This window comes from Taishania pollutisoli (assembly GCF_014518315.1).
Lineage (GTDB): Bacteria > Bacteroidota > Bacteroidia > Flavobacteriales_D > Crocinitomicaceae > Taishania > Taishania pollutisoli.
The window spans coordinates 574,789-598,704 of sequence record NZ_JACVEL010000001.1 but is presented as its reverse complement, the minus strand read 5'-3'; the positions used below and the strand labels follow the sequence as shown (position 1 = coordinate 598,704).

The window sequence follows — 23,916 nt, the reverse complement described above, 5'->3', positions numbered from 1 at the left end:
ATTTTTGAGCGTTCGTGCCTGATAGCTCCGATTTATTAATGTTATGGTAACAAATAGATCGCGGGGCGAAATTTCTTTGCCCGTTATTCTGTTTTGTCTTCTTCGTCACGAGGTTCTTTAATGAAGACCTCTTTGAAGCTGATTTCCTCCAATTGATTTGCCGTGATTCCTTTTACGCGTGCATTGACCATAATCAACATATTGTTCATCAACAGCGGAATTACAACAGCATCTTCAATGATTTCGGATTGCGCTTTGATAAAATGAAACCCTCTTTTTCGGGGATCTTTTTCAACTAAAGCCGCTTGAAGATTTGAATTGAACACCTCGTTGTTGTAGCGGAATTTATTGAATTGTTTACCGTTCGAATAAAACAAATTCAGGAATGTAACCGGGCTCGGATAATCAGCTACCCAGCCGGAACGCCAGATACTTGCTTCACCGCTGTTAATGGCAGCTTCCCGCTCAGTAAGTGAACACAACTTGATTGTTAAGTCAACGTTCAATTCCCGCTTAATCGCTTTTACAAATCCCTGAACCAGAGCATGGTTCTTAGAGCCTTCTACACCATTGACATAAATGGTCGTCACAGGGAAGTTTTTCCCGTTCGGGAACCCTGCCTGCGCGAGTAATTTCCGTGCTTTCTCAGGATTGGAGACCGGGATTTGAATTGTATTGTTCGCTCCTTCTATTTCAGGAACAAACCCGTTGTAGGGAGGATAACCATCCCCTCCGATGTAATTTTCAATCAATTCGGAAGGATCAACTGCAAAATAAAATGCTTCCCGCACCTCTTTTGATTTAAAAACCCCTTCCGCTGTATTAAACCCGATGTAATCAATACTGAGACTGTAAGAAGACTCCACTTTGTGCTTTAAATTCTTCCCGGCAACAGCATCCTGCAAGGTTCCCAGTACGTTTTCAATTTCGTCAGCCGGGATGTCCAGCAACAGGTCAATTTCTTTGTTTCTGAATGCGAGCATCTCGTTTTTCTTCTCGCGGATGTATTTCATCGAAACGGCAGCAAGGTATGGCAACTGATTTCCGAAAGCATCTTTTTGCCAGTAATTTTCATTGCGGACCAAACGCAAACCGTTCTGATCCATTTTTTCTAATTTGAACGGACCCGTACCGATCGGATGATGCGTGATTTCCTTCCCGTATTTTTCGTAGGCTTCTTTCGCAAAAATGACAATGTTTTTTCTGGCAAGTAGCGCTTCAAAACCGATGAACGGCCGGTTGAGCGTAATTTCAATGGATTGTCCTTTGATTTTAATACCGGAAACCCCTCCCTTCGGAAATGATTTTTTAGAAGAAGCTTTGTATTCGGAAGCCCCCTTGATCTGGTCAACCAATACATTGTTATCGTCATTGAGTTCATTGCCGGAACAAGCAAAGTCAAGCGAATACTTTACATCTTCGGGAGTTAATTCCCTTCCTTTTCCTCCAAAACACTCATCATCGTGAAAGAAAATACCTTTCTGAATTTTTAATGTATATACATCACCAGCTTCATTGACTGTAAAAGAAGAGGCAATACTCGGAGTTACCTTCAAGGTTTTCGGGTCAATGTTTAATAAGGTCTCATAAATCTGGGAAGAAACGTTGATAACATGCTGATGTGCAGCTGCCAGAGGGAATAATTCTGTAATCGGTTCAGAATAGGAAAATACCAGTTCCCCTCCGTATGTTCTTCCTCCGTTAATCAACGTCAACTCAGTCGAGTTCTTTGTTTTTTCACCGCAAGATGCTAATACAACTAATGAAATAAGAGCTAATAAATAAGAAAGTTTCATTTTCAATGATAATTAAAGTGGCTACAAATATAATAACATTTAGTTTATAGCATCTTAATCTTAATAACCAATCGTATTCCTCACGCGACTCAACACCACTTTTGCATATTCTCTCGCCTTCTGTTCACCAATCGCCAGGGTAGCAACAATCTCATCGGGGTGTTCCATCAGGTACCAGTATTTTTCCCGCTGTGTTTTGTATTTTTCGACAATTAACTCAAATAATGCCTGCTTTGCATGACCGTATCCGTACCCACCGGCTCTGTACTGAGTGGCCATGGTTTCCACAGCATCCTGATCTGCCAGTAACCGGTACAAGGCAAAAACATTACACGTTTCGGGATCTTTCGGATCTTCCAGTTCCTTGCTGTCTGTTTGTATCGACATGATTTGCTTACGCATTTGCTTGTCCGGAAGAAAGATGTTGATGTAATTGTTGCGCGACTTACTCATTTTCTGACCGTCCGTTCCGGGAATGATTTTCGTTTCTTCATTGAACAGACCTTCCGGCATCACAAATGTTTCGCCGAACTGGGCGTGAAAGCGCGATGCAACATCCCGTGTGAACTCCAGGTGTTGTTCCTGGTCTTTTCCTACCGGAACATATTCCGCGTCATAGATCAGTATGTCGGCAGCCATCAGCATCGGATAGGTAAAAAGCCCGCCATTGACATCGTTTAACCGGTCTGCTTTGTCTTTAAAGCCATGTGCCAGACTCAGGCGTGAATAGGGAAACAGACACAACAAGTACCACATCAATTCCGTTACCTCCGGAATCTGGCTTTGCCGGTAAAAGATCGTTTTACTGGTATCTACTCCGAAGCTCAACCACACCGCAGCGGTAGACAATGTGTTTTGTTTCAGTTCGTTCGGATCCTTTATCTGTGTAAATGAATGAAGATCCGCAATGAAAAGAAATGCGTCATTTTCCGCTTTGTTCGACATATCGATTGCCGGAATAATTGCTCCCAGTAAATTTCCCAAATGCGGAGTTCCCGTACTCTGTGTTCCCGTTAATATTCGTGCCATGACTTGGTTTTGGTGCGAAGATAAGGAATCTGCCGGGATTATCTGACGGGCAGTTCAGATAATTAAATTTCAATTTAAAATTATTTTACAGCGTCAACAACTGCTCTAAAACAATGAAATACCCTAAATTTGCACCGTAAAATCCAAAAGCCATGAGATTTGAGTTAACCAAAGAGTTTATTGAACAAACGCGAAATGCAATTGCTTCTCAGGATGCGGACTGGCTCAAAATTAATGTGCTGGATTTGCACTTTGCTGATGTAGCGGAGATTTTAAGACCGCTGAGCAATGATGAAGCGAAATACATCTACTACCTGATGGATGAAGATCAGCAGGCAGATGTATTGATGGAACTGGATGAAGATGTCAGAGATCGTTTCCTGGCATCACTCTCTACAAAAGAGATTGCCGATCAGCTGGAGAACCTTGATTCGGACGACGCTGCAGACATCTTAGGGGAATTGTCCGATGAGCAGGTGCAGGAAGTCATCTCCCAAATGCAGGATAATGATGCGATTGGTGACATTGTCGACCTCTTGAATTATGACGAAGATACTGCCGGTGGTTTGATGCAGAAGGAGTTTATCAAGGCAAGAGTTGACTGGCCTGTTGACAGGGCGTTGGTAGAGCTCAGACGGCAGGCAGAAGATGTGGAGCAGGTATTTACGATATACGTAGTGGACGACCTCGGGAAACTGGTGGGAGTGCTTTCACTGAAACGATTGCTGTTCGCAAAGCCGAAAACCAAAATAGCGGATTTATTCAATGGGAAAAATATCATTTCCGTAAAAACCAGTGAAGATGCGGAAGAAGTAGCGAAAATCATGGAGAAATACGACCTGGTTTCACTTCCTGTAGTTGATCTGCAAAATAAACTGGTGGGTCGGATTACCATCGATGACATGGTTGATTTTATTAAAGAAGAAGCGGATAAAGATTTCCAGTTGGCATCGGGGATCTCTGAAAAAATTGAATCGAGTTCAACCGTCTGGAAAATCTCACGTGCACGCTTACCCTGGCTGGTCATCGGAATGTTGGGAGGGATTCTCGGTGCGCAGGTAATTTCCGGGTTTGAAGCGCAAATTACTTCTGTTCCTACACTGGCGTTCTTCATTCCATTGATTACAGCGATGGGCGGAAACGTAGGGGTACAGTCCTCTGCAATTGTTGTGCAGTCACTGGCAAAAGGGAATGACCTGTTTGGGAGTGTACTTAAAAAAATCGGGAAGGAAACCCTGGTGGCATTGACAAATGGAGTATTGTTGTCCAGTTTAATGTATGGAATCGGAATGTTATTCGAAGGAACCACACTTGCGATTGTTGTAAGTTTATCCCTGTTCACAGTCATCATATTTGCTTCCATTTTCGGAACATTGATCCCGTTGATCCTGAATAAATATAAAATTGACCCGGCATTGGCAACAGGTCCGTTTGTGACGACGTTGAATGATGTATTGGGACTATTTATCTACTTTACCATAGGTATGTTATTATACCACATATAGTTCATGAAAGTACTTTTTATAGATACCGTTCACGAAATTTTGCAAAAACGACTGGAAGAAAAAGGAGTTACATGCATCGACGGAACCCGGTTTTCAATGAAAGAATGCCAAAGCGAGTTGCAGAAAGGAGTACACGGTATTGTGGTTCGTTCACGCTTCCGCATGGATGCCGCATTACTTGATGTTGCCGGGGATTTGAAATTTATTGCGCGTTCAGGTGCAGGAATGGAAAACATAGATGAGGACTATTGCCGGAAGCGAAACATTCGTTTATTCAATGCGCCGGAAGGAAACAGAACGGCTGTCGGTGAACATGCACTGGGGATGCTGTTGGCCTTGTTCAACAACCTGAAAAAAGGAGATGCTGAGGTCAGAAAAGGAATCTGGGACCGGGAAGGAAACAGGGGAATTGAATTGACGGGAAAGACAGTTGGGATTATCGGTTATGGTAACAATGGAAGTGCATTTGCAAAAGTGCTCCGGGGATTTGACTGCCGGATTCTTGCCTATGACAAATACCGTACAGGTTTTGGTGATGAATGGGTGGAAGAATCGTATGTAGAGCAAGTGTACGAACAGGCGGAAATCATTAGTTTTCACATTCCGCAAAATGCAGAAACAATCCATTGGGCAAACACGGCTTTCTTTCAGAAGGTAAAGCACCCGTTTTACCTGGTTAATCTGTCCCGGGGAAAAATTGTTCAGACAAATGCGTTGATGGATGCCATTGAAACAGGTAAAGTAAAAGGTGCAGTATTGGACGTACTGGAATATGAAAGTTCCAGTTTTGAACAGGCGTTTTCAGAGGAGATTTCGCCCGATTTTCAACGACTGCTGAATAGCGAACAGGTGCTTTTATCTCCACATGTAGGTGGATGGACCAATGAAAGCTATTACAAACTAAGCAGTGTGTTAGCAGACAAAATAGAAGCAGTTTATTTTACCAATGATCTGGCTTGAAATTCAGATGATATAGACTGAATTGTCGAAAGCTATTTTGTACGGTTCGTTGTTTCATAACCATAGATTGCCTGCTCACTATCCATCTGTGTTATTTTTATCTATCGTTTCTTTTTAATCCATGTATTCGTAGTGAAAATGGTACCCGATTTTTAGAACCGAACCCCCATCCAATTAACATAGTTCTTTAAAAAAGGTGTATTTTAGTTGCTTTCGGGCAGATTTGAGGATGCGATAAATGTATTTCCGCGATTTAGTTCTGATTTTGTTTTTCCAACTGGCGTCCATCAACAATGGAAAATGGTTATCACATAATTGTGCCTGCATCCGGAGATACATAATTGCTAATTTCCGTTCTGTTTGTTGTTGGAAATTTTGGGATTTAGCGCAAATAGGCGTATTTTTATAATTCAGGTTTATGGAATGTTTTATTGTTCAGCATCCCAATAGAAACAATAAAATAACGAATTATGAGAAAATTGATGATTGCGGCTCTATTGATGACAGGGTATTCATCTTCCGCACAAGTAGCATTAGGAGAAATACAAGGATATTTGGTTGAAAAGTCGACGAAAGAGCCGGTACCGCTTACTCACGTATTCATCCGGGATCTCGATAAAGTGTACCAGGTGATATCAGACGAAGAAGGGATGTTCCGGATCAGTGCCATACCTGCTGGAACATATGCCTTACAGATTCGTTACGAAGGAGATACAATTAAGGTGGACCCGGTACAGATAAAAATGAATTCAATAACTCAATTGGGAAAAATCGAACTGGCACCAATTCAGCAGTTAGGAACGGTTTATATAACACCGGGTGTTCGGCTGATAGACGGTGATTTGCCAATTCCTCAGTTAACAGGTGATGAAATAGCAAAAAGTGTTGCAAAATTCGACCCGAAAGGACTCATTACATCCATGTCGTCAGAAGTGCGTATTGCAGATGACGGAAGTCTGGTGTTTCGCGGAGCACGAAAAGGAGATATGATCTATATGATAGATGGAATCAAGGCAAATGATGTGGTAACCGTTCCGAGTTCTGCCATCGGAAGTATGATGGTCTACACAGGAGCCTTGCCTGCAAAGTACGGTGATACACTGGGGGGAGTTGTGGTTGTGGAAACGAAAAGTTACTTTGATTTGTACCGTGCATGGATGGCAGGTAGATAAGCATGAATTTAAAGGTGTAATCGACCCGGATATATAACAAAAGGCTTTGGAAACGAAGCCTTTTTTAGTGAATATACCTACTTGTCTGTCTTTTCCGCAATATAATTCCGGATATCCAGTAAAAAATCAATGTCCTCTTCTATTTTATTCCCGATCACTACCACATTTGCACCTGCTTTGTGAAGCGTGTTGATTTGCTCCAGGGACTTGACGCCACCGCCTATGATTAATGGCTGACCAAGTTCTTTCATTGCTATAACCATTGAAACGGAAACAGCATGTTTCGCTCCGCTTCCTGCATCCAGGAACAGCGCTTGGTGACCGATTAATTTTCCGGCAAGAGCAGTATTATAAGCGATGGATACCTGGTTGTGCGGAATAGGTGTGGTTTGACTGACGTAAGCAACAGATGAATGACTGCCTCCGTCAATTAACAAATAGGAAGTAGAAATCACTTCTGCTTTACTTTCAATAATTTTTTGAGCTGCCTGAACATGATGCCCGATAAGATAATCCGGGTTGCGACCTGAAATCAGGTTCAACAGCAAAATTCCGTCCGCTTTCTCTGAAACCTGGTGTGCCGATCCCGGGAAGATTACCAGTGGGATGGTGATCAGTTGTTTTAGTAAGCCAATTGTTTGCTCGAACTCTTTTTCACTGACAGTACTTCCACCCACAAATACAAAATCAACCCCTGAGAAATGAATTTTCTCCACCAGGTTGCGGATGACTACTTCTGACTGACATTTTTCCGGATCAATGAGAATTGCAATCTGGTTGGGTTGTTTAAATCGTTCGGAAATGTTCATCGGGAATACAGATCAGTATGGTTAATGGTTATAATCATGTTATCAACTACTTTCGAAGTCAAATTTACGTATTTTTTCCCCGAATTGGTATGTATCGAACAGAGAAACTGATCGTTTCCCGGAACAGACTCAATAAGAAGGTCTTTTTTAAAGATGAGTCCTTTTCTTCCGGCCAGCTTCAAAAGCGATTCTTTACACGACCAGGCACGGGTCATTTCCACTACATCTTCTGTGTTCAGAAAACCAGCCTCTTCAGGGTTGATAAACTTGGAGTGCAGACGTTGAGCCTTGTTACTCATAGGTTCAATATCAAGTCCTACGATGTGATCGGGACATACTGCAATGGCGGAAGCCCCTTTGCAGTGACTGACAGATAGATGCGGAGCATGTTCAATAAACGGAGCACCTTCTTTATTGTAATCAATCAGTGCTCCCGGGAAAATGGTGTCCTTTAATATGCGTGTTGCAATGTATTCTGTTCTCCGTTTTTCACTGGCAAATGTTTGCAATCGCACCTGTTCAACAGGATGAAGAATCTGAAAAAAATCCTCAATCGGAAAGTGATTGTATTTAATAATGTATACAATACTACCACCAATAGCAACATTTTCAAGTGTAAACATGTTCGTAAAACTAATTATTTTTTCTTTTTATGTGATGATTAGAAATTGATTAACGGTATTGTTGTTTGATTGTTTGGTTTAAATGTTTATTTAAAGTGTATGAATCTGCAATTTAAGGTGTTTTTAGACATGTATAAAAGGGTGAAAAAATGACTTTAAAAATTAGTTTTTATTCATTCTTTTCTTCTACATTTGTTAACGAAAGTTAAGTAAATGCAAATTTTATTTTTTTTAACAAATAGTTAATACCAAGATAAAATTTCTATATTTACCGCTTCATTGGCAAAAAATAAGTTAAAAAAATAGACTGTACTTATGTTAAGAAATCTACATTTGTTGATTGTAAGTGTATTGTTGTCAGCGGCTTATTCCTTTTCTCAATCCGGTTTAGGAACGATTAGAGGGTCCGTTGTCGACGGCGACACAAGAGAACCGATCGCATTTGCAAAAGTGTTGCTTTTGCAAGATGGAACGGTTAAAGGAGGTGCAAACACCGACGATGAAGGGAAATTTCAGATCAATTCCATTTCTCCGGGTTCTTACGACGTTGAAGTAAGAAATGAGGGAGATGGTTACCAACCTACTGCGTTGACAGGTGTGGTTGTGAACGCTGAAAAAATTACCTTCCTGGATAACATCGAAATTTCCAAGCCTTCTGATGTAAAGCAGATTGATGAAATGGTGATCGTTGCCTACAAAGTTCCGTTGATCGATAAAGATGGTGGAGCGTCCGGGGCAACAGTTACGCGTGAAGACATCTCGCGTTTGCCTGTTCGTTCTGCTGCAGGAGTTGCACAGACAGTCGGAGGGGTAAATACAAATGAGGATGACGGATCAATCAGTGTTCGTGGTTCCCGTTCAGATGCGACCTATTATTATATAGATGGTATCAAAGTGCGTGGATCTTCTAACCTTCCGAAATCAGCAATTGAAGAGGTTTCTGTCATTACCGGAGGTTTGCCTGCAAACTACGGTGACGTTACCGGAGGGGTTATTTCCGTAACAACGAGAGGTCCTTCTTCTAAATTCTTCGGAAGTTTGGAAGGTGTAACTTCTGGTTTTTACTTTAAAGGAAAAGATCCGGATGGGTATGACGGAAAAGTATACGGATTGGATAAGTACGCATATAACATGGTCGAAGGAATGTTTTCCGGGCCTTTGTTTATGAAGAAAGATTCAACAGGAGCGAAAGTGAAACCTATCTTAGGATTCTTGCTTTCTGCCAATTATTTGAATGAAGTAGATAACCGTCCGTTGAATGGTGGTAGCTACCGTATTAAAAAAGAGATCAGAGATTCATTAATGGAGTCTCCGTTGGTGTTGAACGCTTCCGGTAACGGAACATTCTACAGATCTTCTTTGTTGAGACAAAAAGATTTTGAAAACACAAAATGGAGAATGAATGCAAAGAGCCAGACACTTTCTGCTCAGGCAAAAATTGATGTGAATACAGGACCTTCTGTAAACCTTTCGTTTGGTGGTTCCATGAACTACTACGACAGAAGTTTGTACGACAGAAGCAGCTCCCTGATGAACTTTCAAAACTTCGGTACAGCGAAAAACCTCGACTGGAGGGTGTTCGGACGTTTAACACAACGTTTCTCAAACAACAGAGAAGGGTCTGCATCCAAAGTAAAGTCAGCAAACTATTCATTGATGGTTGACTATTCACAATCCCGCCAACGATCATACGATCCGAAGCACGGATTCAAAATATTTAATTATGGTCACGTTGGTACATTCCGCTCCAACTACGATACGAGTTTAGTATTTGTAGATTCACTGAACGCATACGTCCAACAAGCGGTACCATTCCAAAATGGCGTTACGTTTGAAACTTCTGAAACAAACCCTGGATTGTCTGCATTGACAAATCAATACTATGATTTATTCGGAAGTGCAACAGACTTTGATATGTTGAGAAACAGAAACGCATTGTTAAATGGTGATGCTCCTATTTCTGTTTATCAAATCTGGAATAACCTGGGGACTCCGTACAACGGTTTCGGAATTGTTGAAAACAACCAGTTCCGTGTAACAGGTTCCGGATCGATCAATATCGGTGGTCACTCATTATCTTTAGGATTTGAGTACGAACAAAGAACTGACCGCGGATGGGGTGCCGGAGATAACGGACCACTTGGAATCTGGTCACATGCCCGTTTGTTGATGAACAGCCACATTTCTGAAATTGATGTAAATAATCCTACCATCATCCAGGAAGGTGCATACAGAAAAATTTATTACGACCGTTTGAATACCGGTTATGCCGCTTCAAATGGTGGTGTATATGGTGGTGCGCAAAGTGGTGCGACAGGAGGACAAGTTGATTATCAGTCGTTCTTTGACTACAATGTAAGAAAAGAATTAGGGTTGAACCCTGGAGGAAATGATTACGTAGATATCGACTCATATGATCCGGGTATGTACAATTTTTCTATGTTCTCTCCGGATGAATTATTAAACAATGGGAATTCATATGTGACATATTACGGATACGACCACGCAGGAAACAGAGTAAAAGGTCGTACAGACATCGACAAATACTTTACTGAATTTGATGAGAACGGAAACTACAAACGTTTTGTAGGTGCATTCCAACCAACGTATATTTCCGGATACATCATGGATAAATTTGCATTCCGTGACTTAGTATTCAACGTAGGGGTACGTGTAGACGTATTCGATGCGAACCAACCGGTATTGAAAGACAAATACTTGTTCTACAATGCACTTACTGCGGGTGAAGCACGTGAACGTGCAAATACAGGCGGACAAGACTATGATTGGGTTGTTGTTCCTCAGTCTATCGGTGATGATTATACCGTATATGTGGACGATGTTGCAGCTCCTACCAGAATTAACGGATTCAGAAGCGGAGATACATGGTACAATGCAAACGGTGACCAGATAGAGGATCCTGCGGTATTGAGAGGTGCAGGAGGAATTGCTCCTTGGTTGCAAAACCCGAATCAAAAATCAATCAGCAGTGATGCATTTGAAGATTACAAAGCGCAGGTGAGCGTGATGCCGCGTATCGCATTCTCATTCCCGGTTTCTGAAGAGTCTTCATTCTTTGCTCACTATGATATCTTGACAAAACGTCCGACAACAGGTGTGCGCTTTGACCCGTATGAATACCAGTTTATTCAAACAAGAGGACAGGCGATTAACAATTCTAACCTGAAACCTGAAAAAACGATTGACTATGAATTAGGATTCCAACAAGTATTGACAAGAACGTCATCCATCAAAATCTCAGCATTCTACCGCGAACAAAGAGATAACGTTCAGTTGATCAACGTGGTTGAAGCATACCCGGCAACATACAGAACATTTGGTAACAGAGACTTCGGTACGGTAAAAGGATTGACAGTTGCTTATGACTTGAGAAGAACAGGAAACATCCGTATGACTGCAGCATATACATTGCAGTTCGCGGATGGTACAGGATCTGATGCAACATCCATGGCAGGTTTGATCAACGCAGGTTTGCCAAACTTACGTGCAATCTTCCCGTATTCATTTGACCAACGTCACGCATTCGCTATCTCGTTTGACTACAGATATGGAAAAGGAGCAGATTACAATGGTCCGAGAATTAAAGACTTCCAGGTACTTGCAAATACTGGTTTGAACATCATGACAAACATCTATTCAGGAAATCCGTATTCTAAGAAACTGGATATCGTGAATGAAGGAATGTTTACACAAATCGCTTCCGGTTTGGATGGTACCACAAACGGGTCAAGATTACCATGGTCTTACCGATTGGATATGCAGTTGGACAGAACGTTTGATATCGAGATCGGAAAAACAGACGATAAAAAGCGTGTAACATTCCTGAATGTATACTTACGTGTTACAAACTTGTTCAATCAAAAGAATGTCTTGAGCGTTTACCGTGCAACGGGTAACTGGAATGATGACGGATACCTGGAGGCAGCAAACAGCCAGGCGTCTATCCAGAATCAACAGGATGAACAATCGTTCAGAGACTATTATTTGATGAAAATTCAAAACCCTTTTAACATCAGTGCACCTAGAACAATTCGTTTAGGGGTTAAGTTTGACTTTTAATTCATTCTAATATAAAAAGTATGAAAAATTATATTAAAACTACCTGCATAATTGGAGCGTTTACCTTGCTCGCAAATATGTCCCTGGCGTACCTATACACAGGAGGTAGTAATATTGGACAACAGGGTAACAAGCCGAATGGTGCCTCAGCCAATACGGGAGGACCTAAGAGTGCAGGATGTACTCCGGCTGTAAGAAAATACATTTTGGATTTCAATGATGTGTCTGCCTTGCTCGAAATGGGAGGGGTATTATTTGAAGACCGTCAAAAGGGTGTTGCTGCCTATGAAGTTCCGAAAGGAGGTGGTGCCAGAGCAATCTTTGCCGCAGCTTTGTGGATGGGAGGTACCGATGAAAACGGGCAGTTGAAATTAGCGGCGGTTCGCTTCCGTCAGGTTGGAAATGACTTTTGGGGAGGTCCGTTAACAGTATCGATTCCTCATCTTCCAAATGTTAACTACGATCCGTTGCTACCGGTAGGTGACAATACAATCAGACCGTATGGGGATGGAAATATTTCGGCAACGGAATGTGCTAAATACGATAAATTCTTCCCGATCAATAAAGCAGCGGTTGTTCGTTTCAGCTTGTGGTGGGAAGCTTGTATCGACCCGAATGCTCCTGCTGGATCATGTGAACAAATTGAAGAAGAATCTCTTCCTACAAATGAGGAATTGGCAGCAATTACGGAATGGCCGGCACACGGTGATGAATCGCTGTTTCAGGACTACTATTTAGCTCCTTTCTATGACAGAGACGAGGATAGAGTATATGATCCGATGCAGGATGGAGATTACCCTTGGTATGACGATATTTTGGGACGAGATGATGTACAATGTGGCGTTGACCGTCGCGTAACACTATTTGGTGACCAGACAGTATGGTTTGTCTTCAACGATAAAGGAAACGTGCATACGGAATCTCAGGGAGAACCAATCGGAATGGAAATCAGAGCGCAGGCTTTTGCATTCGCAACTTCTGACGAAATCAACCGAATGACATTCTACAACTATGAACTGATCAACCGTTCGACACAAACATTGACAAATACGTTCTTCTCACAATATGTTGACCCGGATTTAGGATACTCTGCGGATGACTATGTAGGGTGTGACGTATCAAGAGGACTTGGTTATGCATACAACGGAGATGCGTTCGATGAGACGAACGGTTCTCAAATCGGTTACCAGGCAAACCCTCCTGCAATTGGAGTGGATTTCTTTGAAGGGCCTTACCAGGATCCGGATGGAAGAGACAACGTAGGTCCTGTATATGATGAAAACACACAAACGTGGACAACACCAAATGTTGCGGAAGCGCTTGCAGATACTGGTATCGTGTACAGAGGTATCGGAACAGGATACGGTGATTCTATTGTTGATAACGAGCGTTTTGGTATGAGACGATTCACATACTTTACGAACCCTCCGGGAGCAATTTACCCATACATTGACCCTTCTGTAGCAAACCAATATTACAACTTCATGTCCGGATTCTGGGCAGACGGTTCGAATATCACATTCGGAGGTACCGGTGCCAATGGATCCATCCTGACAGATTATGTATTCCCCGGAGATTCTGATCCGTTACATTGGGGAACTGCAGGAATTGACCCTGGAAACTCACAACCGTGGACAGAAGCACAGGCAGGTAATGCCCCTGGAGACAGACGTTTCGTGCAATCTGCAGGACCATTTACACTTGTTCCGGGAGCAATGAACAACATTACGGTTGGTATCGTTTACGGACGTGCTGCAGGTGGTGATCTGATGGCTTCTGTGGAAGTAATGAAAATCGCAGATACCAAGGCACAAGCGTTGTTCGATGCATGTTTTAGAATTCTGGATCCGCCGATGGCTCCGAAATTGGAGATCCAGGAGTTGGAAAATGAATTGATCCTAATGATCTCAAACCCTTCAACGTCGAATAACAAAGGAGAGACGTATGAGCAAGTGGATGATATCAATATTCCGATCAATGCAGTAGACAGAACATATAACTTTGAAGGATATCAAATTTACCAGTTGGTTGATGCATCTGCTTCCGTAGCCGATTTGCAGGATGAGTCAAAAGCACGATTGGTTGCTCAGTGTGACCTGGAGAATGACATCAAGGATTTGTACAATTATACGTTAAATGAACAATACGGATTCCTTCAGGGAAGAAGAATGGTTCAGGCAGCAAATAAAGGAATCCAGCATTCATTTAAATTGACAACAGATGCATTTGCGATTGGTGATAACCGATTGATCAACCACAAGACATATTATTATGTTGCTGTAGCATACGCACACAATGAATTTGCTCCGTATGATCAAAACGACCCTACAAAGTTGACAGGTCAGAAAATTCCTTACGTGTCTTCACGTTTGTCATATGACGGTAACAACATCAGATCCGTTCCGGCAGTACCGCACAATCCGAAACCGGAATTGGGAGGAACATACCAATATGTGGAATATGGTACAATGCCGAGAATTACAAGAATTGACGGTCATGGTAATGGTAATAACGGACTTGAGTTGACTGCGGAATCGCACAATACGATTTTGAGAAATGGTTCACTCGATAAAGTGAAATATGACTTTGGAGGCGGACCGATCAAAGTGAAAGTAGTGGATCCGCTGAATGTAGCAGGTGGTTATTATGAAATCTTATTCAGAGATTATACTCCGGATAACATTACAAACTCTGCTGATACAGCCCATTGGATTATCAACCGTTACACAAGCGAAGGAGGCCAGTTCCTGGAATCTGTAAGCAGTGAGCGACGCATTATTGTAAATAATGAGCAATTAATCCCAGAGTGGGGAATATCTGTTCAGATTACTCAAAACAAGTACACTCCTGGTTCAGGAAATGCCTCTACCAACTTTGCAAACCCGATCTCTGCATCACTTTTCTTTGCAGATAGTTCGAAAAGATGGTTGGCAGGTGTTCAGGATAATGATATCTATGAGCCAACGAACTGGATTCGTTCGGGAACAAATGCCGCAGGTACTGATGATCCGATAGCAGTTCCTTGGAGAAATCCGTTGAACTATGGGGATGAAATTGGCGCGGATGACAACCAATTGTATGAGAAATTACTGAATGGTACTGTTGCTCCGCACAGAGTTACCGGACACAATGTTGAATTCATGCCGATGGCATACTCTCCAAACATTACGAACCCGGCATACTCAAAAGGATTGGCTTCAATCTCTTACTTGCCAAGTGTCGACATCATTATCACTTCTGATAAGAGTAAATGGACACGTGTACCTGTAATTGAAATGGGACGTGATGCGAACCTGACATTTGGAGGTGCCAGAGCAGGAGAGATGAGAAAGAGTGCAAGCGTTGACAAGAATGGTAACCCGGACGGAACAGGAACAGGTATGGGATGGTTCCCTGGTTATGCGATTGATCTGGAAACAGGTGTTCGTCTGCACATGGCATTTGGAGAAAACTCGTATATGTCTTATGACGGAGGACGAGATATGATCTGGAATCCTACGTCTCGTATGATTGACCAAAACGGTAATTACGTAATGGGAGGTGTACATCCGATCTGGGTATTTGGTGTGAAGTCAAGAACGATTAACGGATTGACAAACCACTTGAGAGATATGGAACCATACAATCCGCTGAACGAATCAAATAACTTCTTGGCAAATCAATTGAGAAACATTGAGACAAGTACAGGAAACCTGAACGAGTTGGCGAGAGTTGTATACGGTAACCTGGCTTGGATTGCCTATCCGTTACTTGCTCCGGGACAACAATTGTTGGCAACAGATGTAACAATTAAGTTACGTGTGAACAAAGAGTACAAGAATTATGTGGCAACGAATGAAAACCAGGGACGTCCGATGTATTCATGGAACATGGATGAAATCGCAACGACAACAGGTAGCCGTGACGCACTTTCTGAAATTCTGGATATGATTAACGTTGTTCCGAATCCTTACCTGGCATACTCTGAGTATGAGAAGAGCAGATTGGATACACGTGTGAAAATCACAAACCTGCCGGATCAGTGTACAGTGAAAATTTACACATCGAATGGTAAATTGATCCGTACCTTTAAAAAGGATAGCCCGGTAACATCTATAGATTGGGATTTGAACAACCACCAAAGAATTCCTGTAGCGTCTGGTATGTACCTGATACATGTGGATGTTCCGGATGTCGGAGAGAGAGTATTAAAGGCTTTCATTGGAGTACGTCAGGTTGACTTACAAGGAATTTAATCATCTATTAAGACTTAATTGAAGAAAATGAAAAGTTCAATTTTAAATATTAAAGCGTTGTTAATCTGTGGAGCCATGATAGGTGGCTTCACAGTAAACGCCGGAAATGAGGACAGGGTAGGTCAGGCAGGTGCTGCTCACTTATTGATTAACCCATGGGCCAGAAGTTCTGCTTTGGGTGATGTAGGTATCTCGTTTACCAATGGATTGGAAGCTACTTTTACGAACATTGCCGGGTTGGCATCTACAAATAAGACGCAAATCAAGTTTAATTATACAAACTGGATGGGGTCAATGACAGGTGTGTCCCTGAATAGTGCAGGTATTGCTCAGCGATTAGGAGGTTCTTCTGTGATAGCAGTGAGCATTCAGTCACTGAACTATGGAGATATCATGATCACTACAGTTCAGAACCCGGAAGGAAATATCGGTACATTCTCCCCGCGGGCAAATGTATTCAATGTAGGATATGCCCACACGTTTTCAGCTTCTATCTCAGGAGGGATTAACGTGAAAGTAATTTCTGAAAATATTTCTAACCTGAAATCTACAGGAGTTGCAATCGATGCCGGAATTCGTTACGTATCAGGTGAACAGGAGCAATTGAAGTTTGGTATCGCGTTGAAAAACGTAGGACCGACAATGAAGTACAAAGGAGATGGATTGAACACGCAGGTACAATACCTGACTTCCAGCTTCATTGGATCATTGGAGCAACGTACTGCAACATTTGAAATGCCGTCTTTATTGTCCATCGGAGGTTCATACGACTTCATCTTCAACGAGAAAAACCGTTTGATCCTTGGACTTGGTTTTACAGCTAACTCGTTCTCCTATGACCAATTCAGAATTGGTTTGGATTATGGGTTTTCTTCCGAAAAAGTTGCATTCAACCTGAGAGGTGGATATGTATACGAAAAGGGAATCTTCAATGCTGAGAACAGAGCAAACGCCCTGATCGGACCAACAGCAGGATTCTCTGTTGATGCATTGTTAGGTGAAAAGAAAAGCGCGTTGGGAATTGAGTACGCAGCTCGATTTGCAGGTCCTTTTGGAATTATTCACACAGTTGGAGCAACGATCAGCTTGAAGTAAATAAAATAATTACTATATTTGTATGACAAGAGAGTTCGATTCGGACTCTCTTGTTTTTATGTTAAAACGTACTGTTATGGCACAAATTAATTATTACACAGAAGAGGGATTACAAAAATTGAAAGATGAATTGCATGAAATGAAAACGGTGCAACGCCCTTCCATTTCAAATCAGATTGCTGAGGCGCGGGATAAAGGAGATCTTTCAGAAAATGCAGAATACGATGCGGCCAAAGAGGCACAAGGGATATTGGAAATGAAAATTGCCAAGCTGGAAGAAATTATCAGTAATGCACGAATCATAGATGATTCCAATATCGATACATCTAAAGTATACATCCTTTCCAAAGTGAAAATTAAGAATGTTGCCAACGGAATGGCGATGGAATACCTGCTTGTTGCAGAAAATGAAGCAGATCTGAAAGAAAAGAAAATTTCAGTTGAATCACCAATTGGTAAAGGATTGCTGGGGAAAGCTGTCGGAGAAATTGCGGACATCCAGACACCGAACGGAATTGTTAAGTTTGAAATCGTTGAAATCTCCCGGTAATGGCTTCTATCTTCACCAAAATTATCAATAAAGAACTTCCGGCATACATCGTTGCGGAAAACGATCGGTTCCTGGCGTTTTTAGACATTATGCCTTTAAAAAAAGGACATGTGTTGGTCATTCCTAAGGAAGAGATCGATTACATCTTTGACGTGGAAGATGAATTGTTGGGAGAAATGATGGTGTTTGCAAAAAGTGTTGCGGTTAAAATCAAAAAAATAGTTCCGTGTAAACGCATAGGGGTTGCTGTTATTGGTCTGGAAGTACCGCATGCACACATTCATCTCGTTCCGATTGACGGAATCGGGGATATCAATTTTTCAAACCCGAAACTCCAGGTGGAAAAAGCAGAAATGGAAAGCCTGGCCGAGCGGATTAAAAACGCTTAGCATTCACTTAGACTACAAAAAAGAAAAGCTCCTGAACGGGGCTTTTTCTTTTTTTAAGACTTTTTAGAACGATCTCCGAAACTATTTCACCGATTAATAGTATTTTTACTACTGAAATTTTAAACGATTATAAAATGACTGGATTATTGATTGCATTGGGAGTGGTTGTTATACTTGTTATATGGTACATAGCAACAAACAATAAATTAGTAGCATTGAAAAACAATCGTGAAAATGCGTTTGCTGACATTGATGTTCAATTGAAGCAGCGACACGATTTAATCCCTCAGCTGGTTGGAGCCGTAAAAGGATACATGGACCACGAAAGTTCTGTCTTGACACGCATTACGGAGGCACGTTCAAAGGCAATGAGTGCAAATGATGTGAATTCCAAGATCGAGGCGGAAAAAGAATTGGGTGCAGCAATGGGAGCATTCAATATCCAGGTGGAAGCATACCCGGACCTGAAAGCAAACACCAACTTCCTGCAGTTGCAAAACGAAGTTTCCGACATCGAGAACAAACTTGCGGCAGTGAGAAGATATTTCAATTCAGCAACGAAAGAATTAAATACGGCAATTGAGTCCATTCCGTCCAATATTGTTGCCGGATTCAAAAAAATGACCGTTCAGCCGTTCTTTGATTTAGGACACGAGCAACGCCAACAAATAGACAAAGCACCGGAAATTAAATTCTAAGTACCCGCATGAAATATGTAGGTTTACATACCCAGATCGGGAGAAACAACCGAAAATCATTCCTATTACTGGTCGCTTTTCCTGCACTGATTCTGGTGGGAGTGTATGCAGTCCTGTATTTTCTCGGGAAAGGTGATTTTGATCTGATTAATCAACAGTTTCTGGTTGTTTTTCCGATTGTACTCGCAGCAGTAGCAATTTGGTTTGTCATTGCTTTCTTTTTTCATACCAAACTGATTCAGATGGCAACCCATTCTGTTCCCCTGGAACGGAAAGACAACATGCGCGTATACAACCTTACGGAAAATCTGTGCATGTCAGTCGGGATGAAAATGCCAAAACTGTTTATCATTGAATCCGGAGCGTTAAACGCCTACGCTTCAGGAATCAATGAAAAGACGTATGCGGTGACCTTAACCCGGGGAATTATTGATGCGTTAACAGATGAAGAACTCGAAGGTGTGATTGCGCACGAACTCACACACATTCGCAACAAAGATGTGCGCTTGCTGATCGTGACAATTGTATTTGTCGGGATTTTCGGATTGATTGTCGATGTCGCATTCCGTTCGTTTTTATACAGCGGAAACACACGTAGAAAAAATGATAAAGATAACAGCGGTGCAGCCATGCTGATTATTTTATTAGTGGCGGTAGTATTGTACTTCCTTTCCATGATCTTCAAATTTGCCCTTTCTCGTAGTCGTGAGTACATGGCGGATGCAGGTGCGGTTGAAATGACCAAAAATGCGTCTGCAATGGCAAATGCGTTGCGAAAAGTATCCGGAAATTCAAAGCTGGAAACAAGTAACGATGAAGTAAGGGAGTTATTCATCGACAACGGTGATGACAAGTCCAATAGTTTCTTTTCTGCTATTTCAAATATCTTTGCGACACACCCTCCGATTGAAAAACGGATTAAGATATTGGAACAGTTATAATCAGTCAACAAACAGACGTATAAACAGAGAAAAATCATGATGCGGTTTTTTTACTTCATGCTTAAAATCACATTGCCTTATACGACAAGGATGTACTATCCAAGGCAAAAAATTATCAATGAGCCAAAAGAACGATTCGGAAGAACGATCTATGTAAGTAACCATACTGCATCTTTTATGGATCCGTTGGTGGTAGCAGGACTGAGAAGGCCTATTGTCTTTTTTATGACCCGCTCAGATGTATTTACACCGGTTACAAAACCCATTTTGTGGGCCGCGCACATGCTCCCGATATACCGTGAGCACGATGGGGAAGATACAAAAGGAAAAAATGCAGAAGTGTTCAGGAAATGCGCCAAAGTCCTTTCTTTCGGGAGAAATTTGCTGATCTTTGGAGAAGGATTTACCGATGATGTCTTTATCAGAAGATTGAAGCCGGTTAAAAAAGGGGCTGTACGTATCGGTTTTTCCGCACTGGAGGAACTGAAGTGGCAAAAAAAGATCTATATCGCGGCAGTGGGCTGTAATTATTCCGAGCCAAACGAAATGAGAAGCGACCTGTTGATTGCAACATCAGACAAAATCTGCCTGAATGATTACAAGCAGGAATACGAAGAGAATCCGAATAAAGTCATTACAGAGCTAACACGCAGAATAGAAGTACTCATGCGCGAGCAGATCACGCATGTTGACAACAAGGAAATGGCTCCTTTTCATGAAAATGTAATGAAGATTACACGAAAAGGAATGAATGCCCGTTGCTCTGATACATCGATTCCCCTGGAAAAAAGATGGAAATATTCACAACAGCTGGCCAACTGGTTTAATGAACATGTTACTCCGGAGAACGAAGAACTGATGGCATTGAAAAAAGACTTAGAGTCCTATTTTTCATTGCTGCGAAAGTTTCGTCTGGATGAAAAATATGTGTACGAATACCAGACAAAAAATGGCTCCCGGACCAAAGAATTGTTATTCATGCTGACCATGTGGCCGTTTGCAATCCTGGGATTGATTCATTGTGGTATTCCCTACATGCTTTGCAAACGATTTGTTGAAAAAACATTCCGTAGAAAAGTATTCTGGGGATCTGTGAAATTGTTGACAGGAAAAATTTCCATGGGATTGTTAAACATCCCGTTTATTTTTCTGTTTTACAAATTTGTTTATCCGAGTTATTGGCTGGCATTTGCCTATTACCTCAGTATCGGGTTGTTCGGATTAGCAGCTTACATGTGGTTCCGCAACTTCAAAGCCTTTAAAATTAAAGGAGCAATGAAGAAAATGGACATTGGCAAATTCTGGAAAAAAAGAACAGAATTAGCTGAAAAAATCAAGCAGTTGATTCCCGTTGCATAGACGCAATGATAAGCTAAGGTGCTGAAATATTGATTTCATCCCAAGGATAATTCAAATAGAACGCCCTTTGAATAAAAAAAATATTATTTTTGCATTTCGAAAAATTGATACTCAATGTTAGAAAACGTTACTTCAGAAGAAATTAAAAGACAGTTTAAGTCTAATAAGCGATTAAGACTCATCACATTTGCAGTGGGTGGGGCGCTGGTCCTAATCGTAGGTTATTTAGTATATTATCAATTTGTGAGCGTTCCGAAAAACAAAAAATCAGAAGATGCATACTGGAACGGATTGAACCTGGCATCCAAAGATTCTACGGATATGGCAATTGAAGAGCTGACTGCTCAGGTGAAAAAATACGACGGATATAAAGGCGGTGAAAACGCTCAGTTCGTATTGGGACGCCAATACATGGAAAAAGGAGAGTTTAACAAAGCTCTCGAAACATTGGAGAAAGTGAAAGTAAGCGATACATACCTTTCTTCCATGACATTGGGATTACAGGGGGATTGCTACAGCGAATTGAAAAAATACAAAGAAGCGGCAGCGAAGTACAAAGATGCAGCAAAGGAAAGTATCAATGAATGGACCACGCCAATGTACTTGTTCAAAGCAGGATTGTGCGCAGAAGAATTGCAGGATTTCGAATCAGCACTGAAATTGTACGAAGAAATCAAAAACGATTATACAACATTTGCGAACAATAAAGCAATTGATAAATACATCGCGAGAGTATCGAACTTGAAAAAATAATTTGTTATGGCAACAGCTAATCGCAACTTGTCAGAATACAACAAGGACTTTGTTCCAAATGGTGCCGATTATAAAATCGGCATTGTTGTTTCTGAATGGAATGAATCCATCACGCTTAACTTGCTGGAAGGAGCTAAAAAAGCACTATTGGACAATGGGGTGTTAGAAGAGCACATTGTTATTCGGTTTGTTCCCGGAACATTTGAATTGCCCCTCGGCTCACAGTTCTTCTGTGAAATGACAAACGTGGATGGTGTAATTGCCATCGGTGTGGTCATCCAGGGAGAAACCCGTCATTTTGATTTTGTGTGCGAAGGAGCAACATCGGGAATCAAAGACGTAATGCTAAAATACAACAAGCCGGTAAGCTACTGTGTATTGACAGATAATAATATTCAACAATCAATTGACCGTTCAGGTGGAAGATATGGAAATAAAGGCGTGGATTGTGCCATTGCTTGCATGAAAATGATTGACCTGTACCGTTCATTCAGAAAATAAACGGACTATGACACTCATCAAATCCATTTCAGGAATCAGAGGAACAATCGGGGGAAATGTAGGAGAAGCACTTACACCGGTTGATGCTGTCCGTTTTGCTGCTGCTTACGGAACCTGGTTAAAAGAAAATAATTCCGGGAGATTAAAAGTAGTCATCGGACGGGATGCCCGTATCTCTGGTCAAATGATCGCTGATCTGGTTATCTCGACGTTGGTCGGATTGGGAATTGATGTTGTCAATTTGAATCTTTCTACCACACCAACAGTGGAAGTGGCTGTTCCGATGGAAAATGCGCACGGAGGAATTATCCTTACGGCAAGCCACAACCCGAAACAATGGAACGCCTTGAAATTGCTGAACAGCAAAGGAGAGTTTATTTCCGGAGAAGAAGGAGCACGTGTACTCGAGATTGCGGAAGCGGATGCATTTTCATTTGCAGAAGTAGATGACCTGGGAAGCGTTACCAACGATGCGACCTATTTGCAAAAGCACATTGATGCAGTGCTGGCACTGCCGCTGGTAGACAAAAAAGCCATTGAAGCCGCAAATTTCTCTGTTGTCGTAGATGCAGTTAACTCGACCGGAGGAATTTTCGTTCCTGCATTATTGGAAACGTTAGGAGTGAAAAAAATTACCCGATTGTATTGTGAACCGACCGGACACTTTCCACACAACCCGGAACCGCTTCCGGAACATTTGACAGATTTGGCCGAAAAGATCAAAGAAGTAAGTGCCGACCTTGGAATTACAGTTGATCCGGATGTAGATCGTCTGGCAATGGTATGCGAAGACGGAAGTATGTTCGGAGAAGAATATACCCTGGTTGCCGTTGCCGATTACGTACTGACCCATACACCGGGTGCAACGGTTTCCAATTTGTCTTCTACACGTGCGCTGCGCGATGTAACGGAAGCGAGAGGATTGTTGTACACCGCCGCTGCAGTAGGGGAAGTAAACGTTGTGAAAGCAATGAAAGATTCCAATGCTGTGATCGGAGGAGAAGGAAACGGTGGAGTCATTTACCCGGAATCGCACTACGGACGTGATGCATTAGTAGGAATCGCATTGTTTCTGAGCCATCTGGCACATAAGAAGATGACCGTCTCTCAACTGCGCGACAGTTATCCGAAATATACGATCTCGAAAAATAAGATTGAACTGACACCCGAAATCGATGTAGATGCCATCTTACACGGAATGGCTGAAAAATACGCTTCAGAGGAAGTTGATACAACGGATGGAGTGAAAATCTATGTCGGGAAAGAATGGGTGCACCTGCGCAAAAGCAATACGGAACCAATCATCCGGATATATTCGGAAAGTGAAAACGAGGCAAAAGCAAATCAACTGGCAGAAAAAATCATCACAGAGATCAGAGCAATGATCTGATGATGGATGCTGCCCGGGCTTTTACTTAAAA

Annotated in this window: 18 protein-coding genes; 14 read left to right on the top strand and 4 right to left on the bottom strand. The window is 41.9% G+C overall.

What is annotated here, in order from left to right; genetic code table 11:
- Positions 1-83: 83 nt before the first annotated feature.
- Together H9Y05_RS02525 and trpS are read right to left on the bottom strand one after the other, a co-directional pair.
- A complete protein-coding gene (locus tag H9Y05_RS02525; RefSeq protein WP_216713405.1) occupies positions 84-1,796 on the bottom strand; it encodes an ABC transporter substrate-binding protein in 1,713 nt (570 codons plus the stop codon).
- Between the two features lie 60 nt (positions 1,797-1,856).
- On the bottom strand, positions 1,857-2,825 hold the full coding sequence (trpS, locus tag H9Y05_RS02520; protein WP_216713404.1) for a tryptophan--tRNA ligase: 969 nt from the start codon (positions 2,823-2,825) through the stop codon (positions 1,857-1,859).
- A gap of 152 nt (positions 2,826-2,977) precedes the next feature.
- Here trpS and mgtE point away from each other — a divergent pair, with 152 nt between their 5' ends.
- The 3 genes from mgtE to H9Y05_RS02505 all read left to right on the top strand — a co-directional run bounded on the left by mgtE (position 2,978) and on the right by H9Y05_RS02505 (position 6,462).
- Positions 2,978-4,330 carry a magnesium transporter gene (gene mgtE / locus H9Y05_RS02515; protein ID WP_205729538.1) on the top strand — a complete coding sequence of 451 codons (1,353 nt, stop codon included), beginning with the start codon at positions 2,978-2,980 and terminating at the stop codon, positions 4,328-4,330.
- Between the two features lie 3 nt (positions 4,331-4,333).
- Positions 4,334-5,290: an NAD(P)-dependent oxidoreductase gene (locus tag H9Y05_RS02510; protein WP_216713403.1), complete on the top strand. Its 957-nt coding sequence runs from the start codon at positions 4,334-4,336 to the stop codon at positions 5,288-5,290.
- Positions 5,291-5,760: 470 nt separating this feature from the next.
- Positions 5,761-6,462: a carboxypeptidase regulatory-like domain-containing protein gene (locus tag H9Y05_RS02505; protein ID WP_216713402.1), complete on the top strand. Its 702-nt coding sequence runs from the start codon at positions 5,761-5,763 to the stop codon at positions 6,460-6,462.
- 77 nt (positions 6,463-6,539) lie between these two features.
- On the opposite strand, the gene H9Y05_RS02500 is transcribed toward H9Y05_RS02505, so the two are convergent.
- Together H9Y05_RS02500 and H9Y05_RS02495 are read right to left on the bottom strand one after the other, a co-directional pair.
- Positions 6,540-7,271, bottom strand: a complete 732-nt coding sequence (locus tag H9Y05_RS02500) for a geranylgeranylglyceryl/heptaprenylglyceryl phosphate synthase (RefSeq protein ID WP_216713401.1) — start codon at positions 7,269-7,271, stop codon at positions 6,540-6,542.
- On the bottom strand, positions 7,268-7,894 hold the full coding sequence (locus H9Y05_RS02495; protein WP_163490526.1) for a 4'-phosphopantetheinyl transferase family protein: 627 nt from the start codon (positions 7,892-7,894) through the stop codon (positions 7,268-7,270). Before H9Y05_RS02495 ends, H9Y05_RS02500 begins: the two co-directional genes overlap by 4 nt.
- Before the next feature lie 315 nt (positions 7,895-8,209).
- On the opposite strand from H9Y05_RS02495, the gene H9Y05_RS02490 reads away from it, so the two are divergent.
- The 11 genes from H9Y05_RS02490 to glmM all read left to right on the top strand — a co-directional run bounded on the left by H9Y05_RS02490 (position 8,210) and on the right by glmM (position 23,885).
- Positions 8,210-11,974, top strand: coding sequence for a TonB-dependent receptor (locus H9Y05_RS02490; protein ID WP_163490525.1), 3,765 nt, complete (start codon positions 8,210-8,212; stop codon positions 11,972-11,974).
- Between the two features lie 20 nt (positions 11,975-11,994).
- Complete coding sequence (locus H9Y05_RS02485; protein WP_216713400.1) at positions 11,995-16,209, top strand: T9SS C-terminal target domain-containing protein; 4,215 nt, start codon at positions 11,995-11,997, stop codon at positions 16,207-16,209.
- Between the two features lie 27 nt (positions 16,210-16,236).
- Complete coding sequence (locus H9Y05_RS02480; protein ID WP_163490523.1) at positions 16,237-17,304, top strand: PorV/PorQ family protein; 1,068 nt, start codon at positions 16,237-16,239, stop codon at positions 17,302-17,304.
- Positions 17,305-17,380: 76 nt separating this feature from the next.
- Complete coding sequence (gene greA, locus H9Y05_RS02475; protein WP_163490522.1) at positions 17,381-17,854, top strand: transcription elongation factor GreA; 474 nt, start codon at positions 17,381-17,383, stop codon at positions 17,852-17,854.
- Entirely contained in the window at positions 17,854-18,243 is a 390-nt protein-coding gene (locus H9Y05_RS02470) for an HIT family protein (RefSeq protein WP_163490521.1), read from the top strand. The genes greA and H9Y05_RS02470 overlap by 1 nt, the downstream gene beginning before the upstream one ends.
- Before the next feature lie 134 nt (positions 18,244-18,377).
- Complete coding sequence (locus H9Y05_RS02465) at positions 18,378-18,941, top strand: LemA family protein (RefSeq protein WP_216713399.1); 564 nt, start codon at positions 18,378-18,380, stop codon at positions 18,939-18,941.
- Between the two features lie 8 nt (positions 18,942-18,949).
- Positions 18,950-19,882, top strand: a complete 933-nt coding sequence (locus tag H9Y05_RS02460) for a M48 family metallopeptidase (RefSeq protein WP_163490519.1) — start codon at positions 18,950-18,952, stop codon at positions 19,880-19,882.
- Between the two features lie 36 nt (positions 19,883-19,918).
- A complete protein-coding gene (locus H9Y05_RS02455) occupies positions 19,919-21,241 on the top strand; it encodes a 1-acyl-sn-glycerol-3-phosphate acyltransferase (protein ID WP_216713398.1) in 1,323 nt (440 codons plus the stop codon).
- Between the two features lie 114 nt (positions 21,242-21,355).
- A complete protein-coding gene (locus H9Y05_RS02450) occupies positions 21,356-21,994 on the top strand; it encodes a tetratricopeptide repeat protein (RefSeq protein ID WP_163490517.1) in 639 nt (212 codons plus the stop codon).
- Positions 21,995-22,000: 6 nt separating this feature from the next.
- Positions 22,001-22,495, top strand: a complete 495-nt coding sequence (ribH, locus tag H9Y05_RS02445; RefSeq protein ID WP_163490516.1) for a 6,7-dimethyl-8-ribityllumazine synthase — start codon at positions 22,001-22,003, stop codon at positions 22,493-22,495.
- Between the two features lie 7 nt (positions 22,496-22,502).
- The gene (gene glmM, locus H9Y05_RS02440) at positions 22,503-23,885 is read left to right on the top strand and encodes a phosphoglucosamine mutase (RefSeq protein ID WP_216713397.1); all 1,383 of its coding nucleotides are present in this window, start codon (positions 22,503-22,505) and stop codon (positions 23,883-23,885) included.
- Positions 23,886-23,916: the final 31 nt, after the last annotated feature.

What these genes read in the sequence shown, in the direction of transcription:
- ribH (WP_163490516.1), top strand. Translation starts at nt 22,001, where the DNA reads ATGGCAACAGCTAATCGCAACTTGTCAGAATACAACAAGGACTTTGTT.
- glmM (WP_216713397.1), top strand. Translation starts at nt 22,503, where the DNA reads ATGACACTCATCAAATCCATTTCAGGAATCAGAGGAACAATCGGGGGA.
- H9Y05_RS02490 (WP_163490525.1), top strand. Translation starts at nt 8,210, where the DNA reads ATGTTAAGAAATCTACATTTGTTGATTGTAAGTGTATTGTTGTCAGCG.
- H9Y05_RS02495 (WP_163490526.1), bottom strand. Translation starts at nt 7,894, where the DNA reads ATGTTTACACTTGAAAATGTTGCTATTGGTGGTAGTATTGTATACATT.
- greA (WP_163490522.1), top strand. Translation starts at nt 17,381, where the DNA reads ATGGCACAAATTAATTATTACACAGAAGAGGGATTACAAAAATTGAAA.
- H9Y05_RS02505 (WP_216713402.1), top strand. Translation starts at nt 5,761, where the DNA reads ATGAGAAAATTGATGATTGCGGCTCTATTGATGACAGGGTATTCATCT.
- H9Y05_RS02470 (WP_163490521.1), top strand. Translation starts at nt 17,854, where the DNA reads ATGGCTTCTATCTTCACCAAAATTATCAATAAAGAACTTCCGGCATAC.
- trpS (WP_216713404.1), bottom strand. Translation starts at nt 2,825, where the DNA reads ATGGCACGAATATTAACGGGAACACAGAGTACGGGAACTCCGCATTTG.
- H9Y05_RS02465 (WP_216713399.1), top strand. Translation starts at nt 18,378, where the DNA reads ATGACTGGATTATTGATTGCATTGGGAGTGGTTGTTATACTTGTTATA.
- H9Y05_RS02485 (WP_216713400.1), top strand. Translation starts at nt 11,995, where the DNA reads ATGAAAAATTATATTAAAACTACCTGCATAATTGGAGCGTTTACCTTG.
- H9Y05_RS02480 (WP_163490523.1), top strand. Translation starts at nt 16,237, where the DNA reads ATGAAAAGTTCAATTTTAAATATTAAAGCGTTGTTAATCTGTGGAGCC.
- mgtE (WP_205729538.1), top strand. Translation starts at nt 2,978, where the DNA reads ATGAGATTTGAGTTAACCAAAGAGTTTATTGAACAAACGCGAAATGCA.
- H9Y05_RS02450 (WP_163490517.1), top strand. Translation starts at nt 21,356, where the DNA reads ATGTTAGAAAACGTTACTTCAGAAGAAATTAAAAGACAGTTTAAGTCT.
- H9Y05_RS02460 (WP_163490519.1), top strand. Translation starts at nt 18,950, where the DNA reads ATGAAATATGTAGGTTTACATACCCAGATCGGGAGAAACAACCGAAAA.
- H9Y05_RS02525 (WP_216713405.1), bottom strand. Translation starts at nt 1,796, where the DNA reads ATGAAACTTTCTTATTTATTAGCTCTTATTTCATTAGTTGTATTAGCA.
- H9Y05_RS02500 (WP_216713401.1), bottom strand. Translation starts at nt 7,271, where the DNA reads ATGAACATTTCCGAACGATTTAAACAACCCAACCAGATTGCAATTCTC.
- H9Y05_RS02455 (WP_216713398.1), top strand. Translation starts at nt 19,919, where the DNA reads ATGATGCGGTTTTTTTACTTCATGCTTAAAATCACATTGCCTTATACG.
- H9Y05_RS02510 (WP_216713403.1), top strand. Translation starts at nt 4,334, where the DNA reads ATGAAAGTACTTTTTATAGATACCGTTCACGAAATTTTGCAAAAACGA.